Genomic DNA, 25,558 nt, shown 5'->3' with positions numbered 1-25,558 from the left:
TTTACAGGCCGGCAGCTGCAAACACTTGATTAACGATCTCTTGTGCTTCTGCTTCAATTTGTTTTAGGTGCTCTTCACCTTTGAAGCTTTCACAGTAAATCTTGTAGATGTCCTCTGTGCCTGATGGACGAGCAGCAAACCAGCCGTTTGCCGTCGTTACTTTTAGACCACCGATTGCAGCACCATTACCAGGCGCATGCGTTAGACGAGCAGTGATAGCATCACCCGCTAGAGTTTCAGCCGCTACCATTTCTGCTGACAACTTCTTCAGTACGTCTTTTTGAGGGCCATTCGCTACAGCTTGAATACGGTTGTATTTCGACTCACCGTGTTTCGCCGCTAGCTCTTCATAGTAGTCTTGTGGGTTCTTACCCGTTACCGCAGTGATCTCTGCCGCTAGAAGACATAACAAGATGCCGTCTTTGTCTGTTGACCAAGGCGTACCATCTTTACGAAGAAAAGATGCCCCGGCACTTTCTTCGCCACCGAAGCCGAATTTACCAGTGTACAGACCATCAACAAACCATTTAAAGCCTACTGGTACTTCACATAGCTCACGACCTAGATCCGCAACAACACGGTCAATCAGTGCACTTGATACTAGTGTTTTACCAACCGCTACATCTTTACCCCATGCGTCACGATGGCGGTATAGGTAGTCGATACAAACGGCTAAGAAGTGATTCGGGTTCATCAAACCTTTTGGCGTAACGATACCGTGACGGTCGTAGTCAGGATCGTTACCAAATGCTAGATCGTACTCATCTTTCAATGCCAATAGACCCGCCATTGCGTAAGGAGAAGAACAGTCCATACGTACAACACCGTCTTTATCGAGAGACATGAATTGGAAAGAAGGATCAATCGCTTCACTTACTAGCGTTAGGTCTAGGTTGTATGCCTGACCAATTTGACGCCAGTAATCGATGCCGCTGCCACCCAATGGATCTACACCAATCTTCAGATTTGCTTTTTGGATTGCTTCCATATCGATAACGTTCACCAGATCATCGATATAGGGTTTAACCAAGTCCATCTCCACAAACAGATCCGATGCTTTTGCTTCTGCTAGTGGTAAGCGTTTAACACCTTGTATACCTTCGGCAATCAGTGCGTTCGCACGATCTTCTATAGCTTGAGTCAACTCAGCTTCTGCTGGACCACCGTGAGTCGGATTGTATTTGATACCGCCGTCTTGTGGTGGGTTATGAGATGGCGTAATCACAATACCGTCTGCTTTTTCATCGTGCTTGATGTTGTAAGTCAGAATTGCGTGCGAGATACCTGGTGTTGGCGTGTAGCCGTTATCCTGCTGTACGATGACTTTTACGCCATTCGCAATCAAAACTTCAATCACGCTAGAAAATGCAGGTTCAGACAAAGCATGCGTGTCTTTACCGACAAACAAAGGACCTGTGGTCCCTTGCTGGGCACGAACTTCTGCAACCGCTTGAGCAATAGCCAAAATGTGGTTTTCGTTAAATGTATGCTTATCAGCGGTACCACGGTGACCTGATGTGCCGAATTGAACCTTGTGATCGGGGTTCTTAGCATCAGGTTGAAGCAAGAAGTAATTGGCAACAAGTGCCGGAATATTATGAAGATCTTCCTGCTGCGCTTTTTGCCCAGCACGAGGGTGCATAGCCATGTTTGACATCCTTTCTTTAAATACAAATAAAATTAAAAAAGCCTCATAATATCCGCTAACTGCGACACATTATGAGGCTTCTATCAGGTTTCTTAGATTGAACCTGTTACTTTTTCTATTAAGTCAGGTTGGTACCCCATGTGTGTCATCACTTGTTCAACCATCTGTCTTTTACGACTGGTATTGTTGTTCGTGATAACCCAAAACGGTGTGCCAGGAATGGCTTTTGGCTTGGTCGTGTTGCCATTTGCCAACAAGGTTTCTTCATTATCTGCAAAGTACACGCGTTTGCGTCCCTTTACATTCGTAGCCTGCGCGAAACCTTCTGGATTTAATTTATGTAAGGTCGATAGTACTAACATAAAGCGATCAATCGCTTTTTTTAGACCGGCAAACTCATCAGAAATAAGCAGCGAACGCATTTCTTTCACTACATCAACAGATTCCGTTTTACCCGCATCTTTACTTACTACAATCCCTTGTGGCTTCTCTACTACAGGCGCGGCTTCAGCTTCCTGCAACTGACCATCAAGGTTTAAAAGGCGTCGCAAAATATCCGAGGCGCTTTCACCGATATGCTTAGTTTGGCTAGCAATGTAACGGTATAGATCCTCATCAACCTCAATTGTTTTCATTCGCTTTTCACATTCTCAATGTTTAAACTCTGGGGGATTATAACGAGATCCTCTCGGATACTCCACGTTAAACCCATCACGAATAAGATAAAATGTCAGCATTACTCAACTATAAGCAGGAAGGCCAAGGCCAAACAGTTGTTTTGATTCACGGATTGTTTGGTAGTTTAAGTAATCTGGGTCTACTAGCCCGCGATCTTATTAAAGATCACACGGTGATCAGTATTGATCTGAGAAATCACGGCCTCTCTTTTCACTCAAACATTCATAATTACGCCGACATGGCAAAAGATGTGGCACAACTCCTACAACACTTAAATGTTGATCCATCTATTATTATTGGGCATTCAATGGGTGGAAAGGTCGCGATGACACTGGTGGACATTGCTCCAGAGCTCGTCAAACAGTTGGTTGTGCTCGACATGGCACCTGTCGCCTACACAGCAAACCGTCACGACAATGTGTTTAATGGTTTACACGCCGTAATTAACGAAAAGCCAGCAAGCCGTCAACAAGCGATGGATATCCTAGCTCAACATGTTGAGATCGACGGTGTAAGACAATTTCTCTCTAAGTCACTATACAAAAATGGCGATAAAATGGACTGGCGGTTTAACGTACCGAGCCTTTTTGAGAATTACGCACAAATTATCGGCTGGCAGGAAATTGCCCCAACAGACATACCCACTCTGTTTATTAAAGGTGGTGATTCCGATTACTTAATGCCAGAGCACCAACCTGCGGTGCAAAAACAGTTCAAACAAGCAAAAGCACATATTATCGCTAATACTGGCCACTGGCTTCACGCCGAAAAACCGGCTGAAGTAATGAGAGTCATTCGGAAATACATTTCGAGTTAACAAATTCGAAAAGCAACAATAGATTATTGAAATAACCCTTCTTGTAGTGCATTAACTTTACCGTTTAACAGTGGTATAGTGCGCCCAAGATTTTTCGGCATGAAGGACTAAAATGCTTTACGACTATATGGATATGCTCGAGTCTATTGGGCTCGATCTTCTTTTTGCTGCTATCTTCTTTTTCATCGGGATGGCGATAAAAGATGTGCTAAAGCAAGGCAATGTACCTGTTTTTGGTCGTCGTATTGTGTGGTTAGTCCTTTTCCTAGGCTGTGCTGGCTTTATTGCAAAAGGTGTAATTCAGCTAACTTGGGAAGGCTCTGGGTTAGGTTAAACCCTTAGTACCATCGCCAATAACAAACAATGTAAAGGTATAGACTCTATGGCAAGTGTAGGTATCTTCTTCGGTAGCGACACAGGTAATACTGAAGCCGTTGCAAAGATGATTCAAAAGCAACTAGGTAAGCATCTAGTTCACGTTCAAGACATCGCGAAAAGCAGCAAAGAAGACATTGATAACTTCGATCTTCTTCTTCTAGGTATCCCAACTTGGTACTACGGTGAAGCACAATGTGATTGGGATGATTTCTTCCCTGAACTTGAGCAAATCGACTTCTCTACTAAGCTAGTGGCTATCTTTGGCTGTGGCGACCAAGAGGACTACGCAGAATATTTCTGTGACGCGATGGGCACAGTACGTGATATCGTTGAGTCTAAAGGCGGCACAATTCTTGGCCATACTTCAACAGAAGGCTACGAATTTGAAGCGTCTAAAGCACTTGTTGAAGGCGACGACAGCCAGTTCGTAGGTCTATGTATCGATGAAGACCGTCAACCGGAACTGACTGACGAGCGTGTTGAAAACTGGGTTAAACAGATTTACGAAGAAATGTGTTTAGCTGAGCTTGAAGGCTAAATAAATCGAATTATACAAAGACCTCCGATTGGAGGTCTTTTTGTATATTTTCACAAAGCATCGGTGAGCACTTCCTCTTCGCGATACTGAGGTTTCTTTCTTACATAAAGCTTGCGTTGAACCTCTGAAACCACATTCCCCTGCTTATCTTTTACATGGGTAATAAATTCAGGAAAACACTTTTCTCCATTCCGTGTCATTTGATAAATGTTTTCTAGCATTCCTTCAGTGACCTCGAATTCTGCAAATAAATCACTTTGCCCTGGCTTAATAAAGTTAATACTCGCCTCTTTATCCCACACATAATACTCCTCGCGTAGAATCCCCATCAGCATCAACGAGTAAATGGGATCAGTTAAAGAGAAAATACTGCCACCATACTGAGTACGATTGGCGTTTTTATTCCACCAGCGAAGTTTCAAACGCACCTTCACAGTACGAAAGTCTTCAGAAATATGTAAGATTTTAATACCAGCGCCCCAAAAAGGTGGCCAAATATTGAGTGCGAATTTTACAATTCCTGGTTTGTATATCTTCGCAAGTCGCTTATTCATCGCAGTCCGTGCCCTCTCCAAGCTCAATGTTACATAATTGTAACTGGTCAGATCTGTAATATAATCGACCTGTTTCTAATTTACAAAAAGATTCTATTAACCCTTTGAAGTTCGTGGTTTAATGTTCTGAGCGCTTATCCTATAATGGTAGGAAGATTGAATTCTGTTAAATCGCTGCAGATGATCCAACGGGAAAGTATATGTCAGATAATAATCAGGCGCTGAAGGATGCGGGTTTAAAAGTAACCCTTCCAAGGCTAAAAATTCTAGAAGTACTTCAGCAGCCAGACTGCCAGCACATCAGTGCTGAAGATTTGTACAAAAAGTTGATTGATCTAGGTGAAGAGATTGGCCTAGCAACTGTTTACCGAGTTCTAAACCAATTCGATGATGCTGGTATTGTAACTCGTCACCACTTTGAAGGTGGTAAGTCAGTCTTCGAATTATCGACTCAACATCACCACGACCATCTAGTGTGTCTAGACTGTGGTGAGGTAATTGAATTTTCTGACGATCTTATTGAAGAACGTCAAAAAGAGATTGCAGCTAAGTACAATGTCACGCTAACAAACCACAGCTTATACTTGTACGGCAAGTGCAGTGATGGTGGTTGTAAAGACAATCCAGATGCACACAAACCAAAAAAATAACGGTTTGTTGATTTAAAATAAACGTCAGCTCATGCTGGCGTTTTTTGTTTCTGAGGGCGATATCTTTCAATAGCTGAATTGCCGTACCAACTTTTGTAAAGCGTCGATTAGACTTACCAATTCAAACCTTAATAAACATCATTGTTTTGCCTCCAAACCGAACATTTATCAAACGTCCCTCGTTCTTAAGCAACTCCCTACACTACCTATAACCGCCGCATTACGATAATGAGAATAAAAAATGCCAGCATTTGCTGGCATTTTTATCGGCTTTTGCATTAATCGAGATTATTGGTTCTCAATTTTTGCCCAAGTATCACGTAGACCAACCGTGCGGTTGAATACTAGTTTATCTGCTGAAGAATCTTTCGAGTCTGCGCAGAAGTAACCCATACGCTCAAACTGGTAGCCTTTTTCTGCTACTGCAGACGCTAAGCTAGGCTCTACAAAACCATTGATCACAACTAATGATTCAGGGTTGATTGTAGAAGCAAAGTCTTCTGCTGCACCCGGGTTTGGAACCGTAAATAGACGATCGTACAGACGGATTTCCGCTGGTAATGCTTTATCAGCTGATACCCAATGAATCACACCTTTTACTTTACGGCCATCAGCCGGGTTCTTACCTAGTGTGTCTGCATCGTAAGAACAGAAGATAGTCGTGATGTTGCCTTCGGCATCTTTTTCAACACGCTCTGCTTTGATCACGTAAGCACCACGTAAGCGAACTTCTTTACCTAGCACTAAACGCTTGTACTTTTTGTTCGCCTCTTCACGGAAGTCTTCACGCTCAATCCACAACTCACGAGTGAATGGTACTTCACGCACACCCATCTCTGGTTTGTTTGGGTGATTAGCAACCGTCAAGTTTTCTACTACACCTTCTTCAAAGTTTTCGATAACAACTTTAACAGGATCCAGCACAGCCATTGCACGCGGAGCGTTCTCGTTTAGGTCATCACGAATACAAGATTCTAATGAGCTAAACTCGATCATATTTTCTTGCTTCGTTACACCAATACGCTTACAGAACTCACGGATAGATGCTGGCGTGAAGCCACGACGACGCAGACCTGAAACTGTTGGCATACGTGGGTCATCCCAACCGTTAACCAGTTTTTCAGTGACGAGTTGATTAAGCTTACGCTTAGACATCACCGTGTATTCAAGGTTTAGGCGACTAAACTCGTACTGATGTGGACGGCTTTCGATCGTGATGTTGTCCAGAACCCAGTCGTACAGACGACGGTTATCCATAAACTCAAGCGTACAGATAGAGTGTGTAATGCCTTCTAATGCATCAGAGATACAGTGCGTGAAGTCGTACATTGGGTAAATGCACCACTTATCACCAGTTTGGTGGTGCGTAGCAAAACGCACACGGTATAAAACTGGATCGCGCATAACCATGAATGAAGAACCCATGTCAATCTTGGCACGAAGACACGCTTTACCTTCTTCAAATTCACCAGCGCGCATTTTTTCAAATAACGCTAAGTTCTCTTCAACAGAACGGTCACGGTATGGGCTTGGTTTACCTGGCGCCTTTAGCGTGCCACGGTATTCACGAATCTGCTCTGGACTTAGCTCATCTACATACGCTAAGCCTTTGTTAATCAATTCAATTGCATATTCGTAAAGCTTATCGAAGTAGTTTGATGAGTAACATACTTCACCACTCCACTCAAAGCCCAACCAGTTTACATCTTTCTTGATAGACTCAACGTATTCGATGTCTTCTTTTTCAGGGTTCGTATCGTCGAAACGTAGATTACATTGACCCTGGTAGTCCTGAGCAATACCGAAGTTCAAACAGATAGACTTAGCATGACCGATATGCAGGTAGCCATTTGGCTCCGGCGGGAATCGAGTATGCACGCTAGTGTGTTTACCATCCGCTAGATCTTTATCAATGATCTGGCGAATAAAGTTTGATGGACGAGCATCAGCTTCACTCATCTATAGCACCTCAAAAATATTAGTATTGTCAGAGAAAACGGAACTCTGCATCCAAGTATGGTTTTGCAGAGTACATTGTTTCTAATGATCCACAATTCTAAGCAATTAGACAACAAGAACTCGCGCTAAAACGACAATATTTATCGAGTTAGAGCGAAAGCACAGCAGATTCAAAGTGCCAAAACAAAAAAAAGACCTCCCGAGGGAGGTCTTTAGTCAGATATCAGTTCGATGTAATTAAGGCAATTTTACATTCGATAGGTCTTCATTAGCACCGATTGCTTTCATTTCGCCAGCAACGATTTCAGCTAGAGGGCCAAGGATAACTTGAAGGTTGTTTTCACCAAGTTTAACCACACCTTTCGCACCCAGTTTCTTCAGTACTTCCTCATCAGCGACTGAACGATCTTTTAGCGTCAAGCGTAGTCGAGTGATACATGCGTCGATTGAAGTTAGGTTGTCATGACCGCCAAGTGCTTTTAAGTATTGGCGAGCTAGGTCACCACTTTTCTTCTCACCAGCAGGCGCTGCAGCTTCGCTGTCGTCATCTTCACGACCAGGCGATTTCAAGTTGAATGCGCGGATTGCGAAGCTGAATGTGAAGAAGTATAGAGCACCAAAGCCAAGACCAACTGCACCAAGTAGTAGCGGTTTAGTTGCTAGACCGTAGTTCAACAAGTAGTCAATTAGACCAGCTGAGAATGTGAAGCCGTGTAGCGTACCAAGCATGTTAGCAACAACTAGCGACAGACCAGTGAACACGGCGTGAATCGCGTATAGTGCAGGCGCTAGGAATACGAACATGAACTCTAGAGGCTCTGTGATACCAGTTAGGAATGAACAGAATGCAACAGAGAACAATGCACCACCAACTTGGCTACGTTTCTCAGCAGGAGCCGCTAGGTACATTGCAAGCGCCGCACCAGGTAGGCCGAACATCATTACTGGGAAGAAACCGTTCATGAACACACCAGCGCTCTTATCGCCGCCGAAGAAACGGTGTAGGTCACCAGATTTAACTGTTTCAGTTACTTCCTTCACTGTTGCAGTGATTTCAGGAGTGACAGCATTAGCGAATTCAAATGTATGAGTTTGACCTGCAACAAGCGTTTTCGCTAGCGCAGGATCCACACACAGTTGTTGTAGAGCAGGAAGCGCTTGACCCGCAGCGTTTGCACCAGTTACTAGCACTTCTTGACAAGACCCCATACCAAACCAGAAGAATGAGTTAAGTACGTGGTGTAGACCTACAGGAATAAGGGCTCGGTTCAGTGTACCGTAGATAAACTGACCAATAGCGCCAGAAGTTGAGATGCCATGAGCAAGCGCATCTAGACCACCTTGAATTGTTGGCCATACAATGCCACCAACTGCACCAGCAACTAAAGCGAATAGACCTGCCATAATCGGCACTAAACGTTTACCAGAGAAGAAAGCAAGCCACTCAGGAAGACGTGTAGCATGGAAAGCGTTGTAAGAGTGGCCAGCAATAATACCTGCGATGATACCACCAAAGAACGACATGTTTACTGATGCATCAATTGTTGACGCTGTCGCTGTCAGTACAAAGTACGCAACTGCACCAGCAAGGCCAGCTGCACCTTGACCGTCTTTAGATAGACCGATCGCAATACCAAGGCCAAATAACAATGGAAGGTTAGAAAAGATTGAGTTACCTGCTTGTGCCATAAATGCGATGTCAAAAACATCCGGCTGGCCCAAGCGCAGTAACAAGCCTGCGATTGGCAAAGTCGCAATAGGAAGCATAAGAGCTTTACCTAACTTCTGCGCGTATCCGAGAATATTCACCTTAAGTTCCCCCTATAGGATTAGATGTTATGTTGAATGACTTATTTCAGTCGTCCAATTTAGTCATCCTCAGTTTATGACATTAATTTTGCTCCGCAAATTAAAAGCTCACCGTTTGTGATCATAATCACCACAATTTGCCCTTTCGGAAGGTTTTTGCTAGCGAGATCATAAAACTTATTTTATTATACGAAAAAATAGCGTTTTAAAGATAATATTCTCGCACTTTATGCAAGGCAGAATCAGTGTTATTTTGGTATCTAGGCGGGTAAATCACTGTAACTTTGCTCTGAAAAAGAATCATAAAAAACCATACAATTATTACTTTTCAGTTAGTTACTATGACAATAACATCGATAAAACGCGACTTGCTGTATGTGACTCGTTATCTAATTCAGTGATACAAACTAAGTACCCATATGACTAAAGCAGTCGCCACTTAGGTAACGATATAGAAATTGAATTCTCATCTATAAGGACTAGCTGACTATGTACGCGCTAAGTAACTGTAAAATTTATACCGGTAGTGATGTTCTTACCGATCATGCGGTCATCATCGAAAACGACCTTATTCAATCTATTGTACCGGCTGCAGAGCTACCTCAGGGCATCGAAGTGAAAGACCTCGCAGGCGCAAACCTAAGTCCGGGCTTTATCGACCTGCAACTGAATGGCTGTGGCGGTGTAATGCTAAACGATGCAATCACACCGGAAACCATGCAAATCATGCACGAAGCAAACCTCAAGTCCGGCTGTACTAGCTTCTTACCAACGCTCATTACTTCATCAGACGAAGATATGCGAACTGCAATTTCTGCCGCTCGTGAATACCACAACCAATATCAAAACCAATCACTTGGTCTACACCTAGAAGGTCCTTATCTTAACGTCGCGAAAAAAGGTATCCACAACGTCGATTTTATTCGCCCGTCAGATGAAAGCATGATTGATCTTATCTGCGCAAACGCCGATATCATCGCTAAAGTAACGCTTGCACCAGAGCAAAACGATCCAGAACATATTGCACGATTAAAAGCAGCCGGCATCGTGGTTTCTATTGGTCATACAAATGCGACCTACGCCGAAGCGCGTAAAGGCTTTGAAGCAGGTATTACTTTTGCCACACACCTATTTAATGCGATGACACCAATGGTTGGTCGTGAACCTGGAGTTGTTGGTGCAATTTACGATACTCCTGACGTTTATGCTGGCATTATTGCTGATGGTTTCCACGTAGACTACGCAAACATCCGAATTGCTCATAAAATCAAAGGTGAAAAGCTTGTTTTGGTGACGGATGCCACAGCTCCAGCAGGTGCTAACATTGATCACTTTATTTTTGTCGGTAAGAAAGTATATTACCGAGATGGTAAGTGTGTTGATGAAAACGGCACACTAGGCGGCTCAGCTTTGACAATGATAGAAGCAGTTCAGAATTCAGTTGAGCACGCGGGGATCGCTTTAGACGAAGCTCTACGAATGGCCACGTTATACCCAGCAACTGCAATTGGTGTTGAGGATCGCCTTGGCCGAGTTCGAAAAGGGATGGTTGCAAACCTAACCATTTTCGATCGTGACTTCAAAGTAAAAGCGACGGTTGTTAACGGACAATACGAGCAAAATTAAGCATGAATGGCGGACAGATTGGTAATGTAGATTTAGTAAAACAGCTTAACAGCGCTGCGGTATATAGGCTGATTGATCAGCAAGGTCCTATCTCCCGTATTCAAGTCGCAGATGTGAGCCAGCTCGCACCTGCTAGTGTTACCAAAATAACCCGCCAACTTTTAGAGCGCGGCCTTATTAAAGAGGTCGCCCAGCAAGCTTCAACTGGTGGTCGTCGTGCAATCTCTCTGACCACCGAAGTCAAACCCTTCCACTCTATTGCGGTTCGTTTAGGTCGAGATTACGTACAATTTTGTTTGTACGATTTAGGTGGCACTGCACTTGCGGAAGATCAGCACGAACTGCATTACACCAACCAAGCTGACTTGATCGCTGGGCTTATCGATTTACTTAAAGAATTCGTAAACCGTTGCGAAGACAAAATTGATCAGCTCATCGCAATTGGTATTACACTACCGGGCCTTGTAAACCCAACAACAGGCGTAGTTGAGTACATGCCGAATACCGATATCGATAATCTGGCGCTGGGTGAAATTGTTGGAGAGAAGTTTAATACCGCATGCTTTGTTGGGAATGACGTACGTGGCATGGCGTTAGCGGAGCACTACTTTGGGGCAAGCCAAGACTGTCAGGACTCCATTTTAGTTAGCGTTCACCGCGGTACTGGCGCAGGTATTATCGTTAACGGCCAGGTTTTTCTTGGCTTTAACCGCAACGTCGGTGAAATTGGTCATATTCAAATCGATCCGCTTGGTGAACAGTGCCAATGTGGGAACTTTGGTTGCTTAGAAACCGTAGCAGCGAACCCAGCCATTATCCAACGAGTAAAACAACTGATTGCTCAAGGCTATGAGTCAAGCTTGACTGACCTTGAAAACATCACGATTGAAGCTGTGTGTCAGCATGCAATGGATGGTGACGAACTTGCAAAGCAAAGTTTAGTGCGAGTGGGTAACCAGTTAGGTAAAGCGATTGCAATTACCGTTAACTTGTTTAACCCTCAGAAAATTGTCATTGCGGGCGACATTACTGCCGCACAAGACATAGTCTTCCCTGCCATTCAACGCAATGTCGAAAATCAATCTCTCAAAACTTTCCATAACGACCTTCCTATCGTGGCTTCACACATTGATAAGCAGCCAACGATGGGTGCATTTGCGATGATTAAACGCGCAATGCTAAACGGAGTTTTGTTACAAAAGTTACTTGAAGACTAAGTTTATACAACTAATTGAGTTACAATCTCGGGCTGTGTTTTCACAGCCCGTTTTTGTATATCAGGAATACAGCTCAACAGTATGGAAATTATTCTAATTACAACAGCTTTTTTAGCTGGCTTTATTGCGCTTAAATGTAGCCTCCCTCCCCTCGTTGGTTTTCTACTGGCAGGATTTGGTTTGCATGCATTTGGCTATCAAAGCAATGACGTTATCGTCACTCTTGCAGATCTTGGTGTCACTCTTCTTCTATTCACGATCGGACTCAAGCTTGATGTCAAAACGCTACTGTCCAAAGAAATATGGGGAGGAGCGACCGCCCACAACATACTGTCTACCGCTTTTTTTGCACTAGCGCTATCAGGTTTAAAACTACTGGGCTTAACTTCGCTCGCCAGTATGGATAGCGGTCAAATCCTACTTTTAGCTTTTGCACTATCGTTCTCCAGTACCGTTTTTGCCGTAAAAGCATTGCAAGAAAAAGGGGAAATGAACGCTACCTACGGCACACTCGCGATCGGTATCTTGGTTATGCAAGATATTTTTGCCGTGGTATTCCTGACTGCTTCAACTGGCAAAGTCCCAGAATGGTATGCCATTGGTTTGTTCGCATTGCCTTTCCTTCGTCCGCTATTCTATAAGCTGTTAGATAAAGTTGGCCACGGCGAAATGCTGGTGCTGTTCGGTATTTTCTTCGCGCTTGTTGTTGGGGCAGGGCTATTCGAACTGGTCGGTATGAAACCAGACTTGGGCGCGCTGATTTTAGGCATGTTGCTCGCAGGCCACCCTAAAGCTTCAGAGCTATCCAAATCGCTATTCAATATGAAGGAGCTGTTCTTAGTCTGCTTCTTTTTAAACATTGGCTTGTCCGCTTCATTGAGCGTCAATGGCGTCGTACTCGCCCTACTATTTATCTTACTGCTGCCAATAAAAGGGCTCTTGTACTTCGTCACGATTAATCACTTTAAGTTTCGAGTACGTACCTCTTTGCTCGCCTCTTTATCGCTGTTCAACTACAGTGAGTTTGGCCTTATAGTAGCAGGGTTGGCCTATAAAATGGGCTGGATGCCAAGCGATATGCTCGCTGCGATTGCGGTTGCGGTGTCTGTGTCCTTTATTATTTCTGCGCCACTTAACCGCCTTAGCCACAAAATTTATCAACACTCCGGCAAGTGGCTGCAAGAGACAGCCGCAGAAAAGCTTAACCAGCGTGACCAACTCATTAACCCTGGGCATGCCCAGGTATTGATCTTAGGCATGGGGCGCATCGGGACTGGGGCCTATGATGAATTACGTGCGCGCTATGGCAAAATTTCACTAGGCATAGAAATTCGTGAAGATGCAGCACATCAGCACCGTTCAGAGGGAAGAAACGTGATCGCTGGCGATGCCACAGACCCAGATTTTTGGGAACGAATTTTAGATACAGGTCATGTCAAACTGGTGCTGCTTGCCATGCCTCATCATCAAGGTAACCAAACCGCACTTGAGCAGCTTAAACGCAGAAAATATAAAGGGCAAATAGCTGCTATCGCCGAGTACCCAGATCAGTTGGAAGGTTTGCTGGAAAGCGGAGTTGACGCCGCATTCAATATATACAGTGAAGCAGGTAGCGGTTTTGCTCGACATGTGTGTAAACAACTCGAACCTCAGTTCACACCAATAAAATAAGCAACCATACTAATATTTTTTAAAAGCCTTTCTATCAATAGAAAGGCTTTTTTGTATGGTTTTTATACCAAACCTTGATTTCATTCACCAAACGAGCCATTAAATTAAATAATATTTACACAACAAGGCTTTTTATCATTTTTATAATCACAAAACGTTGCTTTTTTTACTAGTAATGGCAAATTGAAGCCATACCGATTAGAAATTATTTAGTTTAGTAAGGATGTAGTATGTGTTCAGTATTTGGCATTTTAGACATTAAAAGCGATGCAGCCGCATTGCGCCCTATCGCATTAGAAATGTCGAAAAAACTTCGTCATCGTGGCCCTGACTGGTCTGGGATTTACTCTTCAGAGCGCGCTATTTTAGCGCATGAGCGCTTGGCGATTGTTGGTCTAAATAGTGGTGCACAACCGCTATACAGCCCTGATAAAAAGCTCATCCTTGCAGTCAATGGTGAAATCTACAACCATAAAGAAATTCGTGCTCGTTACGAAGGAAAATACGAGTTTCAAACCGATTCAGACTGTGAAGTCATTCTTGCACTGTACCAAGATATGGGTGCAGATCTCCTTGAAGAACTAAACGGTATTTTCGCTTTTGTTCTGTACGATGAAGAAAAAGACGAATACTTAGTCGGTCGCGACCACATTGGCATTATCCCTCTTTATCAAGGTCATGATGAGCATGGCAACTACTATGTTGCATCAGAGATGAAGGCACTTGTTCCAGTATGTAAAACAGTGAGCGAGTTCCCTCCTGGTAGCTACTACAGCTCAAAAGATGCCGAGCCAACGCGTTACTATGTTCGTGACTGGAACGAATACGCTGCCGTTCAAGGTAACACCACCAGCAAAGAAGAACTGACTGAAGCGCTAGAAGCAGCGGTTAAACGCCAACTAATGACTGACGTGCCTTACGGTGTACTTCTTTCAGGTGGTCTAGATTCTTCTATTACATCTGCGGTAGCAAAACGCTTTGCAGCGATGCGTATTGAAGATGATGAAAAGTCTGAAGCTTGGTGGCCACAACTGCACTCTTTTGCTGTTGGCCTAGAAGGCGCGCCTGACCTGAAAGCCGCTCGCGAAGTTGCCGACCAAATCGGTACCGTTCACCATGAAATGACTTATACAATTCAAGAAGGTCTCGACGCGATTCGCGACGTGATTTACCACATCGAAACGTACGATGTGACCACCATCCGCGCATCCACACCTATGTTCTTAATGGGTCGCAAGATCAAAGCGATGGGCATTAAGATGGTACTTTCTGGTGAAGGTGCAGATGAGATCTTTGGTGGTTACCTATATTTCCACAAAGCACCAAACGCGAAAGAGTTCCACGAAGAAACAGTACGTAAGCTGCTTGCTCTGAACATGTTTGACTGCGCGCGCGCAAACAAATCGCTAGCGGCATGGGGGGTTGAAGGCCGAGTACCGTTCCTTGATAAAGAGTTTATTGATGTTGCAATGCGCCTAAACCCAGCAGATAAGATGTGTGGCAACGGCAAAATGGAAAAACACATTCTACGCGAGTGTTTTGAGCATTACTTGCCAGAGTCGATCGCATGGCGTCAAAAAGAACAGTTCTCTGATGGTGTAGGTTACAGCTGGATTGATACGTTGAAAGAAGTCGCAGAGCAAAAAGTGACGGATCAGCAGATGGAAACAGCTCAATACCGATTCCCATACAACACGCCAACCACAAAAGAAGGTTACGTGTACCGAGAAATCTTTGAAGAGCTATTCCCACTACCGTCAGCGGCTGAGTGTGTGCCAGGTGGTCCTTCGGTAGCTTGTTCATCAGCGAAAGCGATTGAATGGGATGAGTCATTCCAAAACTGTGTAGACCCGTCAGGTCGTGCGGTGCAAACCGTCCATAACGACGCTTACTAAGCAACTAAGTAGGGTGTCATGCCCTACTCCTAATCGGTAATCATCGTTGTTTTGCTAAGCTCGCTAACAGCGTCCCACTGCTGGTGATTACCAGCAAGATTAAAAAAGAGGTGCCAAAGCACCTCTTTTTTTGTTTGTACGTATTAGCTATTGCAAGTCTAAATCGCTGTTGTCAATGCTGACAGGCACTCGTTTAGTGATCATCTGCACTAACATGATTGAGCGTTTCTCACCATCTTGCTCTTGGAAGATAGCATCTATACCTGCAAACTGACCGCTCTTAACTCGGATTTGATCACCTGGTTTTGGCATACACTCAGAAGCGGCATTTTCATTACAGCATTTTTCTAGCTGCATCAATTCAAAGACTAAGTCACCTTGGACTTCTTTTGGTTGAGCACCAAAACGCACAAAATCAACAACCCCTCGAGTGGAGCGGACTGAGGTGAAGTTAGGTCCCTGTTCATAATCAAAGTAAGCAAACACATAACAAGGAAACAGCGGCTCTTCGACTTTTTGTCTTTTCCCGCGCAAAATCTTCTCAACTTCTACAGTTGGATAAAAGCACTCTACACCTTGGTTTTCAAGGTGCTGTTTCGCCCTAACCTGCTCCCCACGTTTACAATAAAGTAGATACCAACGTTTCATCTTTTTTACTAGCCAATTCTATTTTGTTTTTATCCTAGCATTAAGCCAAAGTTGAGTCATTGACATTCAGTTTATCTATAAAAGTATGATTATACATCGCTCGCATTAACGGTATCTTTTCAAGAGCTTACGAGAAGAAGTCCATAGACAAAAATGGAAATTAAGTTTGTAACACAGCCAACACACCATCATATCATCTGCAAATTCATCCAAAAACAGTCACTTAACAAACAGATTTAGTCGTAAGGCAAAATTTTATTGTTTGTCACTCATTAAATTGCAATGTATACGTAGAAGTCGTTAAAAAATGTAATAACTATTATTAGAAGAGCTTATGTCAAACCAACATCAATATTTCGGCCATCCTCGTGGCTTGTTCTTATTGTTCGGTACTGAACTGTGGGAACGCTTTTCTTACTACGCAATGCGCGCCATTCTAGTACTTTACCTTACAGATACAACGATGAATGGCGGCCTTGGCTGGTCAACCAAAGACGCACTAGACCTATACGGTATTTATACTGGTCTTGTGTATATCACACCTCTCATCGGAGGTTACTTAGCGGATAACTATCTAGGTCAACGCCGTTCAATTTTGCTTGGTGGCGCGTTAATGGCTATCGGCCAGTTTACACTTGCACTTCCTGCTGACGCTCTGGGTATTGGTTCACTACACAGTTTCTATTTAGGTCTTGGTCTGCTTATCACTGGTAACGGCCTCTTTAAGCCGAATATCTCAACCATGGTTGGCGATTTATATAAAGAGGGTGACAACCGTCGTGACGGTGCATTCACCATCTTCTACATGGGGATCAACTTAGGTGCATTGCTTGCAGGCGTCGTTTCTGGCTCTGTGACAACCTCTTACGGTTGGAAAGCCGGTTTTGTGGCCGCAGGTGTAGGTATGATTATTAGCTTAGTGATGCAAATGGTGCTAGCTCAGTCTTGGCTTGGTGACATCGGTCGCGAGCCCGCAGCAAAACGAGATCTAAGCAACAAAAACTCAACCACGAAGCAACCCCTAACGAAAGAAGAAGTAAACCGACTAAAAGTAATTTTGGTTATGAGCTTATTCACTATCGTCTTCTGGGCTGGCTTTGAGCAGGCCGGTGGCCTAATGAACATCTACACTCAACAATATACTGATCGTATGATTGGTGGTTTTGAAGTACCTGCTGCGTGGTTCCAATCGCTAAACCCATTTTTCATTATTACCCTAGCACCAGTTCTGGCGGTCCTTTGGGTAAAACTGGGTAAACGCGAACCTACGTCACCAGTGAAATTTGCGATGGCACTATTTTTCTTGGCAATTGGCTTCCTATGTATGGTTGGCGCTGTGCTAGAACAAGGTGGAGACACAACGGTAAAAACATCAATGTTGTGGCTGGTGGGAGCTTTCTTCTTCCATACATTGGGCGAACTGTGCTTATCTCCAATTGGTCTTTCACTAGTGACCAAGTTAGCACCGCTTCGCTTAGCTTCACTCATGATGGGTGCATGGTTTGGCTGTAATGCGATTGCAAACTACGTTGCGGGCTATGTGGGATCTCACGTAGGAGAATTGGGCGCAATGGCTATCTTTAGTGGCATTGCAGTCAGCGCTACCGTGAGTGGTGTCATCCTACTTCTGTTCTCGAATACGCTCGTTCGCTGGATGCATGGTGCAGAGAATACTCACAGCACAGCAGAACAAGTCGAAGAGCAGCAAGTACAAGTCGCTTAATCGCTCTACAAAAAAGGGTCGCTTAATCGCTCTACAAAAAAGGGTCGCTTTTGCGACCCTTTTTTGTACCTAAAGCTTAGAGTGAACTAACTCAGCCATCATTTCTATATGAAGCTCACTATCGTTCAAACAAGGAATGTAAGTAAAGCTTTCACCACCTGCTTCAAGGAAAATCTCTTTACACTCTTCCGAGATCTCTTCCAACGTTTCTAAACAATCCGAAGAGAATGCTGGTGTCACAACATTGATATTCTTTACCCCTTTTTCAGGAAGTGCCTCTAGGGTTTTATCGGTGTAGGGCTGTAACCACTCTTCTCGGCCAAATCGAGACTGATACGTCATACCTATCTGTTGCTCGTTTAACCCTAACGCTTCAGCGAGTAAGCGAGTCGTTTCTTCACAGTGCTGAGGGTAAACATCTCCATTATCAGCGTAACGTTTTGGAATACCGTGATAAGAACATAGCAAGTAGTCTCCCTTACCATACTCTTGCCAATGATCACGAACTGAATGCGCTAACGCTTCAATGTATTTCGGGTGATTGTAGTAATCCCGAATAAAGCTAAAGCCCGGCATCACGGGCAGGTTTTTAAACGCTTTAGTGATTCCGTCAGAAACCGCTGCCGTTGTTGTGCCCGAGTATTGCGGATACAAAGGTAAAACGATGACTTCCTCTACCCCTTGGGCCAACAGCGCTTCAAAACCTGATTGCAAACTTGGATTTCCATAAGTCATGCCAAGTTCGACTGGCATATCAAGCTTTTGAGCCAACTTTTCTGTTTGACGCTTAGAGTACACCATCAGTGGCGAGCCCTCTTCCATCCAAACTGATTGGTAGAGTTTAGCAACCTTGGGAGCTCGGATTGGAAGGATAACGCCGTGCAATAGCGGACACCAAAGCCATCGAGTCATGTCTACCACTCGGTGATCATGAAGAAACTGACTTAAAAAGCGCTTTACGGCAGGAGCGGTTGGTGCGTCAGGAGTACCCAGGTTCACTAGGAGTACACCCTGTTTATTATTCTCTTTCATAACATCCTATTCATGGTAAACGGCTTGGTTCATATACTTAAATAGCCTCAAAGTGCTGCATCGCTGCAGCTTGAAGTTATTTAGATATATGTTTACGAGTAAACTAAAAAAGCGACCACTTGGGTCGCTTTCAATATATCAAAATATTAAATTTTTGACTTCAGCAAATTAAGAAAGTGCTTTCTCGATATCTGCACTAACTTCAGCTACTTGCTTAGTACCATCAAACTTAAGGTACTTAGTGTTGCCTGCTTCAGCTTCTTTACCGTAGTAGTTGATTAGTGGTGCAGTTTGCTCGTGGTAAACACCTAGACGTGCACGTACTGTTTCTTCTTTGTCGTCATCACGAACAACAAGATCTTCACCAGTTACGTCATCTTTACCTTCCACTTTAGGTGGGTTGTAAACAACGTGGTAAGTACGACCAGAAGGAAGGTGAGCACGACGACCTGCCATACGCTCAACAATCACATCGTCAGCAACGTCAAATTCGATAACGTAGTCTACATCAACGCCCATTTCTTTTAGGCCGTCAGCTTGAGGAATAGTACGAGGGAAACCATCCAGTAGGAAACCGTTTGCACAGTCTTCTTGAGCGATACGCTCTTTGATAAGACCAAGGATGATTTCATCAGAAACTAGCTGACCAGCGTCGATAACAGCTTTAGCTTGTTTACCAAGCTCTGTACCTGCTTTGATAGCAGCACGAAGCATATCACCAGTAGAGATTTGTGGAATACCGTATTTTTCCATGATGAAGTTTGCTTGTGTGCCTTTACCTGCACCTGGAGCACCTAGAAGAATGATGCGCATGATTTATCCTCTTTAATATTTAAGATTTATACCGAAGCTCACAATAGCTGGGCTTCTTAGACACAAGCCCGAGAAGCACTCGCAACGATAAGTTTCGGTATAACGTATATAGGCGAGCAAAAATACACGCCTTATTACTCACATTCAAGTCGCAGATTCTATCACAGGTTCGCCGCGCAAAGAGTGTATTAAGACTAAAGAATGTTAACGATACCCTCTTTCACGCCCTATTGATTATTAACTCAACACCTGAGATGCAAAATTTTGCGACAACAAACAAAAAGCTCGCGAAATGCGAGCTTTTTGATGTACTGAGGTTATTACACCTTAGTCAAAAGTTTATTAACAGCTCCTAAGAACTCCGTCGGGTCCTCAATTGAGCCTCGCTCTGCAAGCATTGCTTGACCAAGCAGGACTTCTACCCAACGACCAAATGCCTCTTCATCCGCTTCGTCAGCCATGCGCTTAACCAGCTCGTGCTCAGGGTTTAGCTCAAAGATGTACTTCACTTCTGGCACTGCCTGACCCGCCGCTGCAAGAAGCTTCGCCATTTGAGTGCCCATTTCGTAATCGTCCGTTACCACAACAGCAGGTGTAGACGCGAGTTTAAAGGTCGTACGAACTTCTTTCACACGATCGCCTAGGTAAGACTTCGTGCGTTCTACAACCGACTTAAACTCTTCTTCAGTTTCTTTCTGCTTCTCTTTTTCTGCTTCATCTTCAAACTGACTTAGATCGAGCCCAGCTTTTGTGATTGACTGGAACTGCTTGCCGTCAAACTCAGTTAAGTAGTTCATCAGCCACTCATCAATGCGGTCGTACATCAAGATAACTTCAATGCCTTTCGCTTTGAACTGCTCTAAGTGAGGGCTGTTTTTCGCAGCTGCATAGCTGTCTGCCGTCAAGTAGTAGATCTTATCTTGACCTTCTTTCATGCGCTCAACGTAAGCAGCTAGACCCACGGTTTGCTCCGCAGAATCCACTTCAGTTGAAGCAAAGCGCAATAGGCCTGCAACTTTCTCTTTGTTTGCGAAGTCTTCTGCCGGACCCTCTTTCATCACAAGACCAAACTCTTTCCAGAATGATTGGTATTTCTCTTCATCATTCTTAGCCATGCGCTCTAGCATCGTTAGCACACGCTTAGTACAAGCATTACGTAGAGACTGAGTCACTTTGTTGTCTTGTAAGATCTCACGCGAAACGTTGAGTGGCAGATCATTGGAGTCTATTAAGCCACGTACAAAACGTAGGTAAGACGGCATGAACTGCTCTGCATCGTCCATAATGAACACGCGTTGTACGTACAGTTTCAAACCTGATTTGTGGTCGCGGTTCATCATATCCCATGGCGCTTTAGATGGGATGTAAAGCAAGCTCGTGTAATCGTTTTTACCTTCTACACGGTTATGGCTCCAAACCAATGGATCGGCAAAGTCATGTGATACGTGCTTGTAGAACTCTTGATACTCTTCATCTGAGATATCCGATTTATTACGCGTCCACAGAGCTTGAGCTTTGTTGATTTGCTCCCACTTCTTCTCATCCGTTTCTTTGCCTTCGTCATCGCGAACAACAGTTTGGATGGAAACTGGGATGCCAATGTGATCCGAGTACTTGCTGATCACATCACGTAGACGCCATTCATTTAGGAATTCTTTACCTTCTTCACGCATATGAAGAATGATGTCAGTACCACGCGATTCTTTAGTGATGTTTTCGATGGTGTACTCACCTTCACCGGCTGAGTGCCATTGTACTGCTTCATCAGCGGCTAGGCCCGCAGCACGAGTGCGTACGGTGACGGCATCAGCAACGATAAACGCCGAGTAGAAACCAACACCAAACTGACCAATAAGCTGAGAGTCTTTGCTCTGCTCTTCAGACAGCTTTGAGAAAAACTCCGCGGTCCCAGATTTTGCGATCGTACCTAAGTGCTCGATCACATCATCGCGGCTCATACCGATACCGTTATCAGAAATGGTTAAGGTATTTGCGCTTTCATCAAACGACAGTTTCACGCAAAGGTCTGCATTACCTTCATATAAGTCTGGGTTAGATAGCGCTTGGAAGCGCAGCTTGTCCGATGCATCTGATGCGTTAGAAATCAGCTCGCGCAAAAAGATCTCTTTATTTGAATAAAGAGAATGGATCATTAAATGCAGTAGTTGTTTTACTTCTGATTGAAAACCACGAGTTTCTTTGTTTTGAGATACGGTTTCGCTCATGTGTGCTCCATAACATCTAAACTAATTGGTTTTTTCATGGAGATAAGTTTGTGACTTTCCCCTTGAAATTACCTTACTGAGATGTCATTTAACATGTGGCTGACAAATGTAAATTCAAGGTCAATATTGCTAAAAACGGTGTTTTTTTAGAAAAATTTAATTATCCTACCAGCCTAAAAGCATCTAAAATGTCGTGCGCACTCCATGCGCTTCGGTAATTTTGTGACATAAATCACTATAATTACAACATCATCCATCTAAGAAGAACTAAATGACTAACATCGGCACCAAATTTCTACTTGCTCAAAGGTTCACCTTTGATCCAAATAGTAATTCGCTCGCTGACCAACAAAACGGCAACGACGTTGTACGATTAGGAAGCAACGAAAGCCGTATACTTCTGATGTTGGCAGAGAGACCAAACGAAGTTTTAACCCGTAACGAGCTTCACGAGTTTGTTTGGCGTGAGCAAGGTTTTGAGGTGGATGACTCAAGCCTGACTCAAGCGATCTCTACTCTGCGTAAGATGTTGAAGGACTCAACAAAATCTCCAGAGTTTGTTAAAACGGTTCCTAAACGCGGTTATCAACTCATTTGTTCAGTGGAACGCTTAAGCCCATTATCTGCTGACTCTAATACTGACGTTGAAGAAGCCACTTCTGAAAATGAAGTGCACGCTGCGGAAATAGAAACAAGTGACGCGCCGTCAACAGAAGCGGCGACAGACACCACGACTGAAGTAGAGCCTCAAGTAGAACTACCTAAGGCACAGCCAAAACCAGCAGCTAACACTAATAACTGGCTGCCGCGTATGATCGTTCTTTTGTCTCTGCTGCTTCCTATTTGTGTATTGCTCTTCACCAATCCTGCAGAATCCCAATTCCGTCAGATTGGTGAGTATCAAAATGTACCTGTGATGACGCCAGTGAACCACCCGCAAATCAATAGTTGGTTGCCGTCCATTGAGCAGTGCATTGAACGCTACGTAAAATACCATGCAGAAGATTCAATGCCGGTAGAAGTGATTGCTACAGGTGGCCAGAACAATCAGCTGATTCTGAACTACATTCATGACAGTCAACATTCATATGAGAACGTGACATTGCGTATTTTCGCTGGTCAAAATGACCCAACCGATATCTGTAAATAAGGAGGCCAGAATGAAGATAAAATTAGCATCTGCGGTTTTGGCCGTATCCGTTCTTTTCAGTGGTTGGTTATATTGGGGTAGCGACCTAAAAGTGGAACAGGTCCTCACTGCCAATGAGTGGCAGTCAACCATGGTGACGGTCATTACAGACAGCTTGCCTGACGATCCTGTCGGCCCACTGCGTCGTGTTAATGTTGAATCAAATGTGAAATATCTCCCTAATGGGGACTATATTCGCGTAGCAAATATCAAACTATTCGCTCAAGGTTCAACGGCAGAATCCACGATTAATATCTCGGAAAAAGGGCGCTGGGAAGTCAGTGACAACTATTTGTTGGTTTCGCCTTCTGAGTTTAAAGATATTTCATCTTCTCAATCAAAAGACTTCTCCGAAGCACAGCTACGTTTGATCACTCAAATCTTTAAGCTTGATGCTGAGCAAAGTCGCCGTATTGATGTCGTGAACGAAAAAACGCTATTGCTCACTAGCTTGAACCACGGTTCTTCGGTGCTGTTTAAAAACTAACTTTGATTTGATGATAAGGGGGCAAGACGCCCCCTTTATTTTGCTTATGGATTGGCTAGATACCCTCACCCTCTTTTTCGGCTCACTTATCGCCAATACTCTGGCTTCGCTTTCTGGCGGCGGTGCAGGCTTACTTCAATTCCCTTTGCTCATCTTTCTCGGCTTGCCATTCTCGGTTGCGCTGGGGACACATAAAGTGGCTTCCGTCGCTTTAGGCTTAGGGGTAGTAAGCACACACTTAAAAGCAGGCACAATTAAATGGAAGGTCGCGCTCTACCTTATAGTCTCTGGCAGCATTGGCGTAGTCTTAGGGGCGAACCTAATTGTCCAAATACCTGATGGTGTGGCGGAAAAAATGCTAGGGAGCATGATTCTCGCGCTCGGCATCTACTCACGATTTAAGAAATCGTTAGGCCAATCAGAAATAATACGTAACCGTCACCCAATCGGTTGGGTCATCGGCGGTGTCGGACTAATGCTCATCGGTATCATCAACGGGTCGCTGACCGCAGGTTCTGGTTTACTCGTGACATTATTTTTAGTTCGCTGGTTTGGGTATAACTATAAACAAGCCGTTGCTTACACCATGATTTGCGTCGGGTTGTTTTGGAATGGCATTGGAGGCATTGCCGTCGTCCAAGCTGGCGCTCCGATACATTGGGCTTGGTTGCCTGTTTTATTGTTAAGCTCATTTCTAGGCGGCAGTTTAGGCGCATGGGCCGCGACTCGATACAGCAACCGAGTGATTAAAATTGCATTCGAAATTCTCACGTTTTCCGTGGGTATCAAGTTGCTAGTTTAAACCGATTAAAAGGAAAGTTTCATGGATAAAGCAATCATTGATATTTATTACTGCCGCCAATGCAACTGGATGTTGCGTTCAACTTGGCTATCGCAAGAACTACTGCATACTTTTAGCGAAGAAATAGAAACGATCAGCTTACACCCAGATACGGGTGGTCGCTTCGAAATTTTCTGCAATGGCCAGCAAATTTGGGAACGGAAAAAAGACAGCGGCTTTCCTGAAGCAAAGGTGCTAAAACAGCGCGTAAGAGACATTATCGACCCAGAACGCGATTTAGGACATTCAGACACAAAATAGGGAGCAATTCGCTCCCTATATTTTTACTTAGTAAAACCGTTAAATCATGGTTTGTGCTAATACTTCGCCTTCTGGCGTTTTTACCGTTAGCGTATTGTCTTCTAAAGTACCAAAGCTTCTTGGTAAACCATTACGTGGAAATGTCATCGAGCCTGGGTTAAAAATAATGACCCCATCTTGCATCTCTGCGACAGGAACATGCGTATGACCGTGGGCGATGATATCACCTTCACGCAGTGGCGGCCGTTTTTCAGAGTTGTACAAGTGACCATGAGTCAAAAAGATTCTCTTACCAGATTCAAGTAGCACCCACGAGTAATCCATCATCATTGGAAACTTCAATAGCATTTGGTCCACTTCACTATCGCAGTTACCACGCACAGAAATAATTTGATCACTGTATTGGTTCAGTAGCTCCGCCACCTGCGGTGGGTTGTAACCTTCTGGAATCGGGTTTCTTGGCCCGTGGTTTAGCGTATCCCCCAACAAAATCAGGTGCTCCGCACCAGAGGCTAAAAATAGCTCAATAGTTTCTTTAGTTGCTGGCAAAGAGCCATGCAGATCTGAGGCAAAAAATAGTTTCACGACATCGTCTCCTCACAAAGTACGAGGTCATTCTACGGCATTTTTATGACAGCTCAACCAACGACTACTGATAACGCAATGATTCAATGACCATAGGCAAAATATAGAACCATGCGGCATACGCAGTTCCAACCAACACCAGTATCCAAAACACCATCGACATAAATTTTGACTTAGCTAGGTGGTGCAGCGGGTCTGGCTCTCCGCATCCTGGACATGCGTGAGCGCGCTTTGAGATTTGTTTCTCACACACAGGGCAAGAGACTAAAGGCATGATACAAATTCCTCGACAATAGACTTAGGGCGCAAAGAAT

At 44.1% G+C, this 25,558-nt stretch carries 24 protein-coding genes; 13 read left to right on the top strand and 11 right to left on the bottom strand.

The genetic code is table 11. The features are described 5' to 3' along the window. Nucleotide 1: 1 nt before the first annotated feature. Both pgm and seqA read right to left on the bottom strand, forming a co-directional pair. The gene (pgm, locus tag ACWYVB_RS20875) at nt 2-1,648 is read right to left on the bottom strand and encodes a phosphoglucomutase (alpha-D-glucose-1,6-bisphosphate-dependent) (RefSeq protein ID WP_457530015.1); all 1,647 of its coding nucleotides are present in this window, start codon (nt 1,646-1,648) and stop codon (nt 2-4) included. 92 nt (nt 1,649-1,740) lie between these two features. Then, the gene (seqA, locus tag ACWYVB_RS20870) at nt 1,741-2,283 is read right to left on the bottom strand and encodes a replication initiation negative regulator SeqA (RefSeq protein ID WP_005393026.1); all 543 of its coding nucleotides are present in this window, start codon (nt 2,281-2,283) and stop codon (nt 1,741-1,743) included. Between the two features lie 92 nt (nt 2,284-2,375). On the opposite strand from seqA, the gene ACWYVB_RS20865 reads away from it, so the two are divergent. The 3 genes from ACWYVB_RS20865 to fldA all read left to right on the top strand — a co-directional run bounded on the left by ACWYVB_RS20865 (nt 2,376) and on the right by fldA (nt 4,059). Next, nucleotides 2,376-3,143 (top strand): alpha/beta fold hydrolase, encoded by a 768-nt coding sequence (locus ACWYVB_RS20865; RefSeq protein ID WP_046874257.1) that lies wholly within the window; start codon nt 2,376-2,378, stop codon nt 3,141-3,143. Nucleotides 3,144-3,255: 112 nt separating this feature from the next. Then, complete coding sequence (locus ACWYVB_RS20860; protein WP_005393038.1) at nt 3,256-3,477, top strand: DUF2788 domain-containing protein; 222 nt, start codon at nt 3,256-3,258, stop codon at nt 3,475-3,477. A 48-nt stretch (nt 3,478-3,525) separates the two neighbouring features. After that, complete coding sequence (gene fldA / locus ACWYVB_RS20855) at nt 3,526-4,059, top strand: flavodoxin FldA (protein WP_005393040.1); 534 nt, start codon at nt 3,526-3,528, stop codon at nt 4,057-4,059. Nucleotides 4,060-4,109: 50 nt separating this feature from the next. Here fldA and ACWYVB_RS20850 read toward each other — a convergent pair whose 3' ends face one another. Beyond that, nucleotides 4,110-4,613 (bottom strand): DUF4442 domain-containing protein, encoded by a 504-nt coding sequence (locus ACWYVB_RS20850; protein ID WP_005393042.1) that lies wholly within the window; start codon nt 4,611-4,613, stop codon nt 4,110-4,112. Between the two features lie 200 nt (nt 4,614-4,813). Here ACWYVB_RS20850 and fcrX point away from each other — a divergent pair, with 200 nt between their 5' ends. Then, nucleotides 4,814-5,263, top strand: coding sequence for a ferric iron uptake transcriptional regulator FcrX (gene fcrX / locus ACWYVB_RS20845; protein WP_005382141.1), 450 nt, complete (start codon nt 4,814-4,816; stop codon nt 5,261-5,263). Between the two features lie 288 nt (nt 5,264-5,551). Here fcrX and glnS read toward each other — a convergent pair whose 3' ends face one another. Then, complete coding sequence (gene glnS / locus ACWYVB_RS20840) at nt 5,552-7,222, bottom strand: glutamine--tRNA ligase (protein ID WP_457530011.1); 1,671 nt, start codon at nt 7,220-7,222, stop codon at nt 5,552-5,554. Between the two features lie 237 nt (nt 7,223-7,459). After that, on the bottom strand, nt 7,460-9,031 hold the full coding sequence (gene nagE, locus ACWYVB_RS20835) for an N-acetylglucosamine-specific PTS transporter subunit IIBC (protein WP_457530009.1): 1,572 nt from the start codon (nt 9,029-9,031) through the stop codon (nt 7,460-7,462). Between the two features lie 489 nt (nt 9,032-9,520). On the opposite strand from nagE, the gene nagA reads away from it, so the two are divergent. From nagA to asnB, 4 genes are all read left to right on the top strand, one after another. Next, a complete protein-coding gene (gene nagA, locus ACWYVB_RS20830) occupies nt 9,521-10,657 on the top strand; it encodes an N-acetylglucosamine-6-phosphate deacetylase (RefSeq protein ID WP_005393048.1) in 1,137 nt (378 codons plus the stop codon). Between the two features lie 2 nt (nt 10,658-10,659). Beyond that, nucleotides 10,660-11,874 (top strand): DNA-binding transcriptional regulator NagC, encoded by a 1,215-nt coding sequence (nagC, locus tag ACWYVB_RS20825; RefSeq protein WP_005393050.1) that lies wholly within the window; start codon nt 10,660-10,662, stop codon nt 11,872-11,874. A gap of 81 nt (nt 11,875-11,955) precedes the next feature. Further along, nucleotides 11,956-13,545, top strand: a complete 1,590-nt coding sequence (locus ACWYVB_RS20820; protein ID WP_006742714.1) for a cation:proton antiporter family protein — start codon at nt 11,956-11,958, stop codon at nt 13,543-13,545. Nucleotides 13,546-13,775: 230 nt separating this feature from the next. Further along, the gene (gene asnB / locus ACWYVB_RS20815) at nt 13,776-15,440 is read left to right on the top strand and encodes an asparagine synthase B (protein ID WP_005393054.1); all 1,665 of its coding nucleotides are present in this window, start codon (nt 13,776-13,778) and stop codon (nt 15,438-15,440) included. Nucleotides 15,441-15,587: 147 nt separating this feature from the next. Here asnB and rfaH read toward each other — a convergent pair whose 3' ends face one another. Then, on the bottom strand, nt 15,588-16,088 hold the full coding sequence (gene rfaH, locus ACWYVB_RS20810; protein WP_053807091.1) for a transcription/translation regulatory transformer protein RfaH: 501 nt from the start codon (nt 16,086-16,088) through the stop codon (nt 15,588-15,590). A 334-nt stretch (nt 16,089-16,422) separates the two neighbouring features. On the opposite strand from rfaH, the gene ACWYVB_RS20805 reads away from it, so the two are divergent. Then, nucleotides 16,423-17,811, top strand: a complete 1,389-nt coding sequence (locus ACWYVB_RS20805) for a peptide MFS transporter (RefSeq protein ID WP_005393058.1) — start codon at nt 16,423-16,425, stop codon at nt 17,809-17,811. 69 nt (nt 17,812-17,880) lie between these two features. Here ACWYVB_RS20805 and hemH read toward each other — a convergent pair whose 3' ends face one another. The 3 genes from hemH to htpG form a co-directional block, all read right to left on the bottom strand. After that, the gene (gene hemH / locus ACWYVB_RS20800) at nt 17,881-18,843 is read right to left on the bottom strand and encodes a ferrochelatase (RefSeq protein ID WP_457530005.1); all 963 of its coding nucleotides are present in this window, start codon (nt 18,841-18,843) and stop codon (nt 17,881-17,883) included. A gap of 168 nt (nt 18,844-19,011) precedes the next feature. Further along, entirely contained in the window at nt 19,012-19,656 is a 645-nt protein-coding gene (gene adk, locus ACWYVB_RS20795) for an adenylate kinase (RefSeq protein ID WP_005393061.1), read from the bottom strand. A gap of 320 nt (nt 19,657-19,976) precedes the next feature. Beyond that, a complete protein-coding gene (htpG, locus tag ACWYVB_RS20790; protein ID WP_005393063.1) occupies nt 19,977-21,881 on the bottom strand; it encodes a molecular chaperone HtpG in 1,905 nt (634 codons plus the stop codon). A gap of 271 nt (nt 21,882-22,152) precedes the next feature. Between htpG and ACWYVB_RS20785 the strand changes: the two genes are divergently transcribed. Genes ACWYVB_RS20785 through ACWYVB_RS20770 form a run of 4 tightly spaced genes read left to right on the top strand, consistent with a single transcriptional unit; the run spans nt 22,153 to nt 24,659 of the window. Continuing rightward, nucleotides 22,153-23,031, top strand: coding sequence for a transcriptional regulator (locus tag ACWYVB_RS20785; protein ID WP_046874266.1), 879 nt, complete (start codon nt 22,153-22,155; stop codon nt 23,029-23,031). Nucleotides 23,032-23,041: 10 nt separating this feature from the next. Further along, nucleotides 23,042-23,557: a transmembrane regulator ToxS gene (gene toxS / locus ACWYVB_RS20780; RefSeq protein ID WP_005393067.1), complete on the top strand. Its 516-nt coding sequence runs from the start codon at nt 23,042-23,044 to the stop codon at nt 23,555-23,557. A gap of 46 nt (nt 23,558-23,603) precedes the next feature. Next, nucleotides 23,604-24,359, top strand: coding sequence for a sulfite exporter TauE/SafE family protein (locus ACWYVB_RS20775; RefSeq protein WP_457530002.1), 756 nt, complete (start codon nt 23,604-23,606; stop codon nt 24,357-24,359). A gap of 21 nt (nt 24,360-24,380) precedes the next feature. Beyond that, a complete protein-coding gene (locus ACWYVB_RS20770) occupies nt 24,381-24,659 on the top strand; it encodes a SelT/SelW/SelH family protein (RefSeq protein ID WP_005382088.1) in 279 nt (92 codons plus the stop codon). Nucleotides 24,660-24,698: 39 nt separating this feature from the next. On the opposite strand, the gene yfcE is transcribed toward ACWYVB_RS20770, so the two are convergent. Further along, nucleotides 24,699-25,244, bottom strand: a complete 546-nt coding sequence (yfcE, locus tag ACWYVB_RS20765) for a phosphodiesterase (RefSeq protein WP_104974381.1) — start codon at nt 25,242-25,244, stop codon at nt 24,699-24,701. Nucleotides 25,245-25,308: 64 nt separating this feature from the next. Continuing rightward, nucleotides 25,309-25,518 (bottom strand): hypothetical protein, encoded by a 210-nt coding sequence (locus tag ACWYVB_RS20760; protein WP_005393073.1) that lies wholly within the window; start codon nt 25,516-25,518, stop codon nt 25,309-25,311. Nucleotides 25,519-25,558 lie beyond the last annotated feature (40 nt).

Source organism: Vibrio sp. JZG10 (genome assembly GCF_054064075.1).
This window is presented reverse-complemented; position numbering and strand designations above follow the sequence as displayed.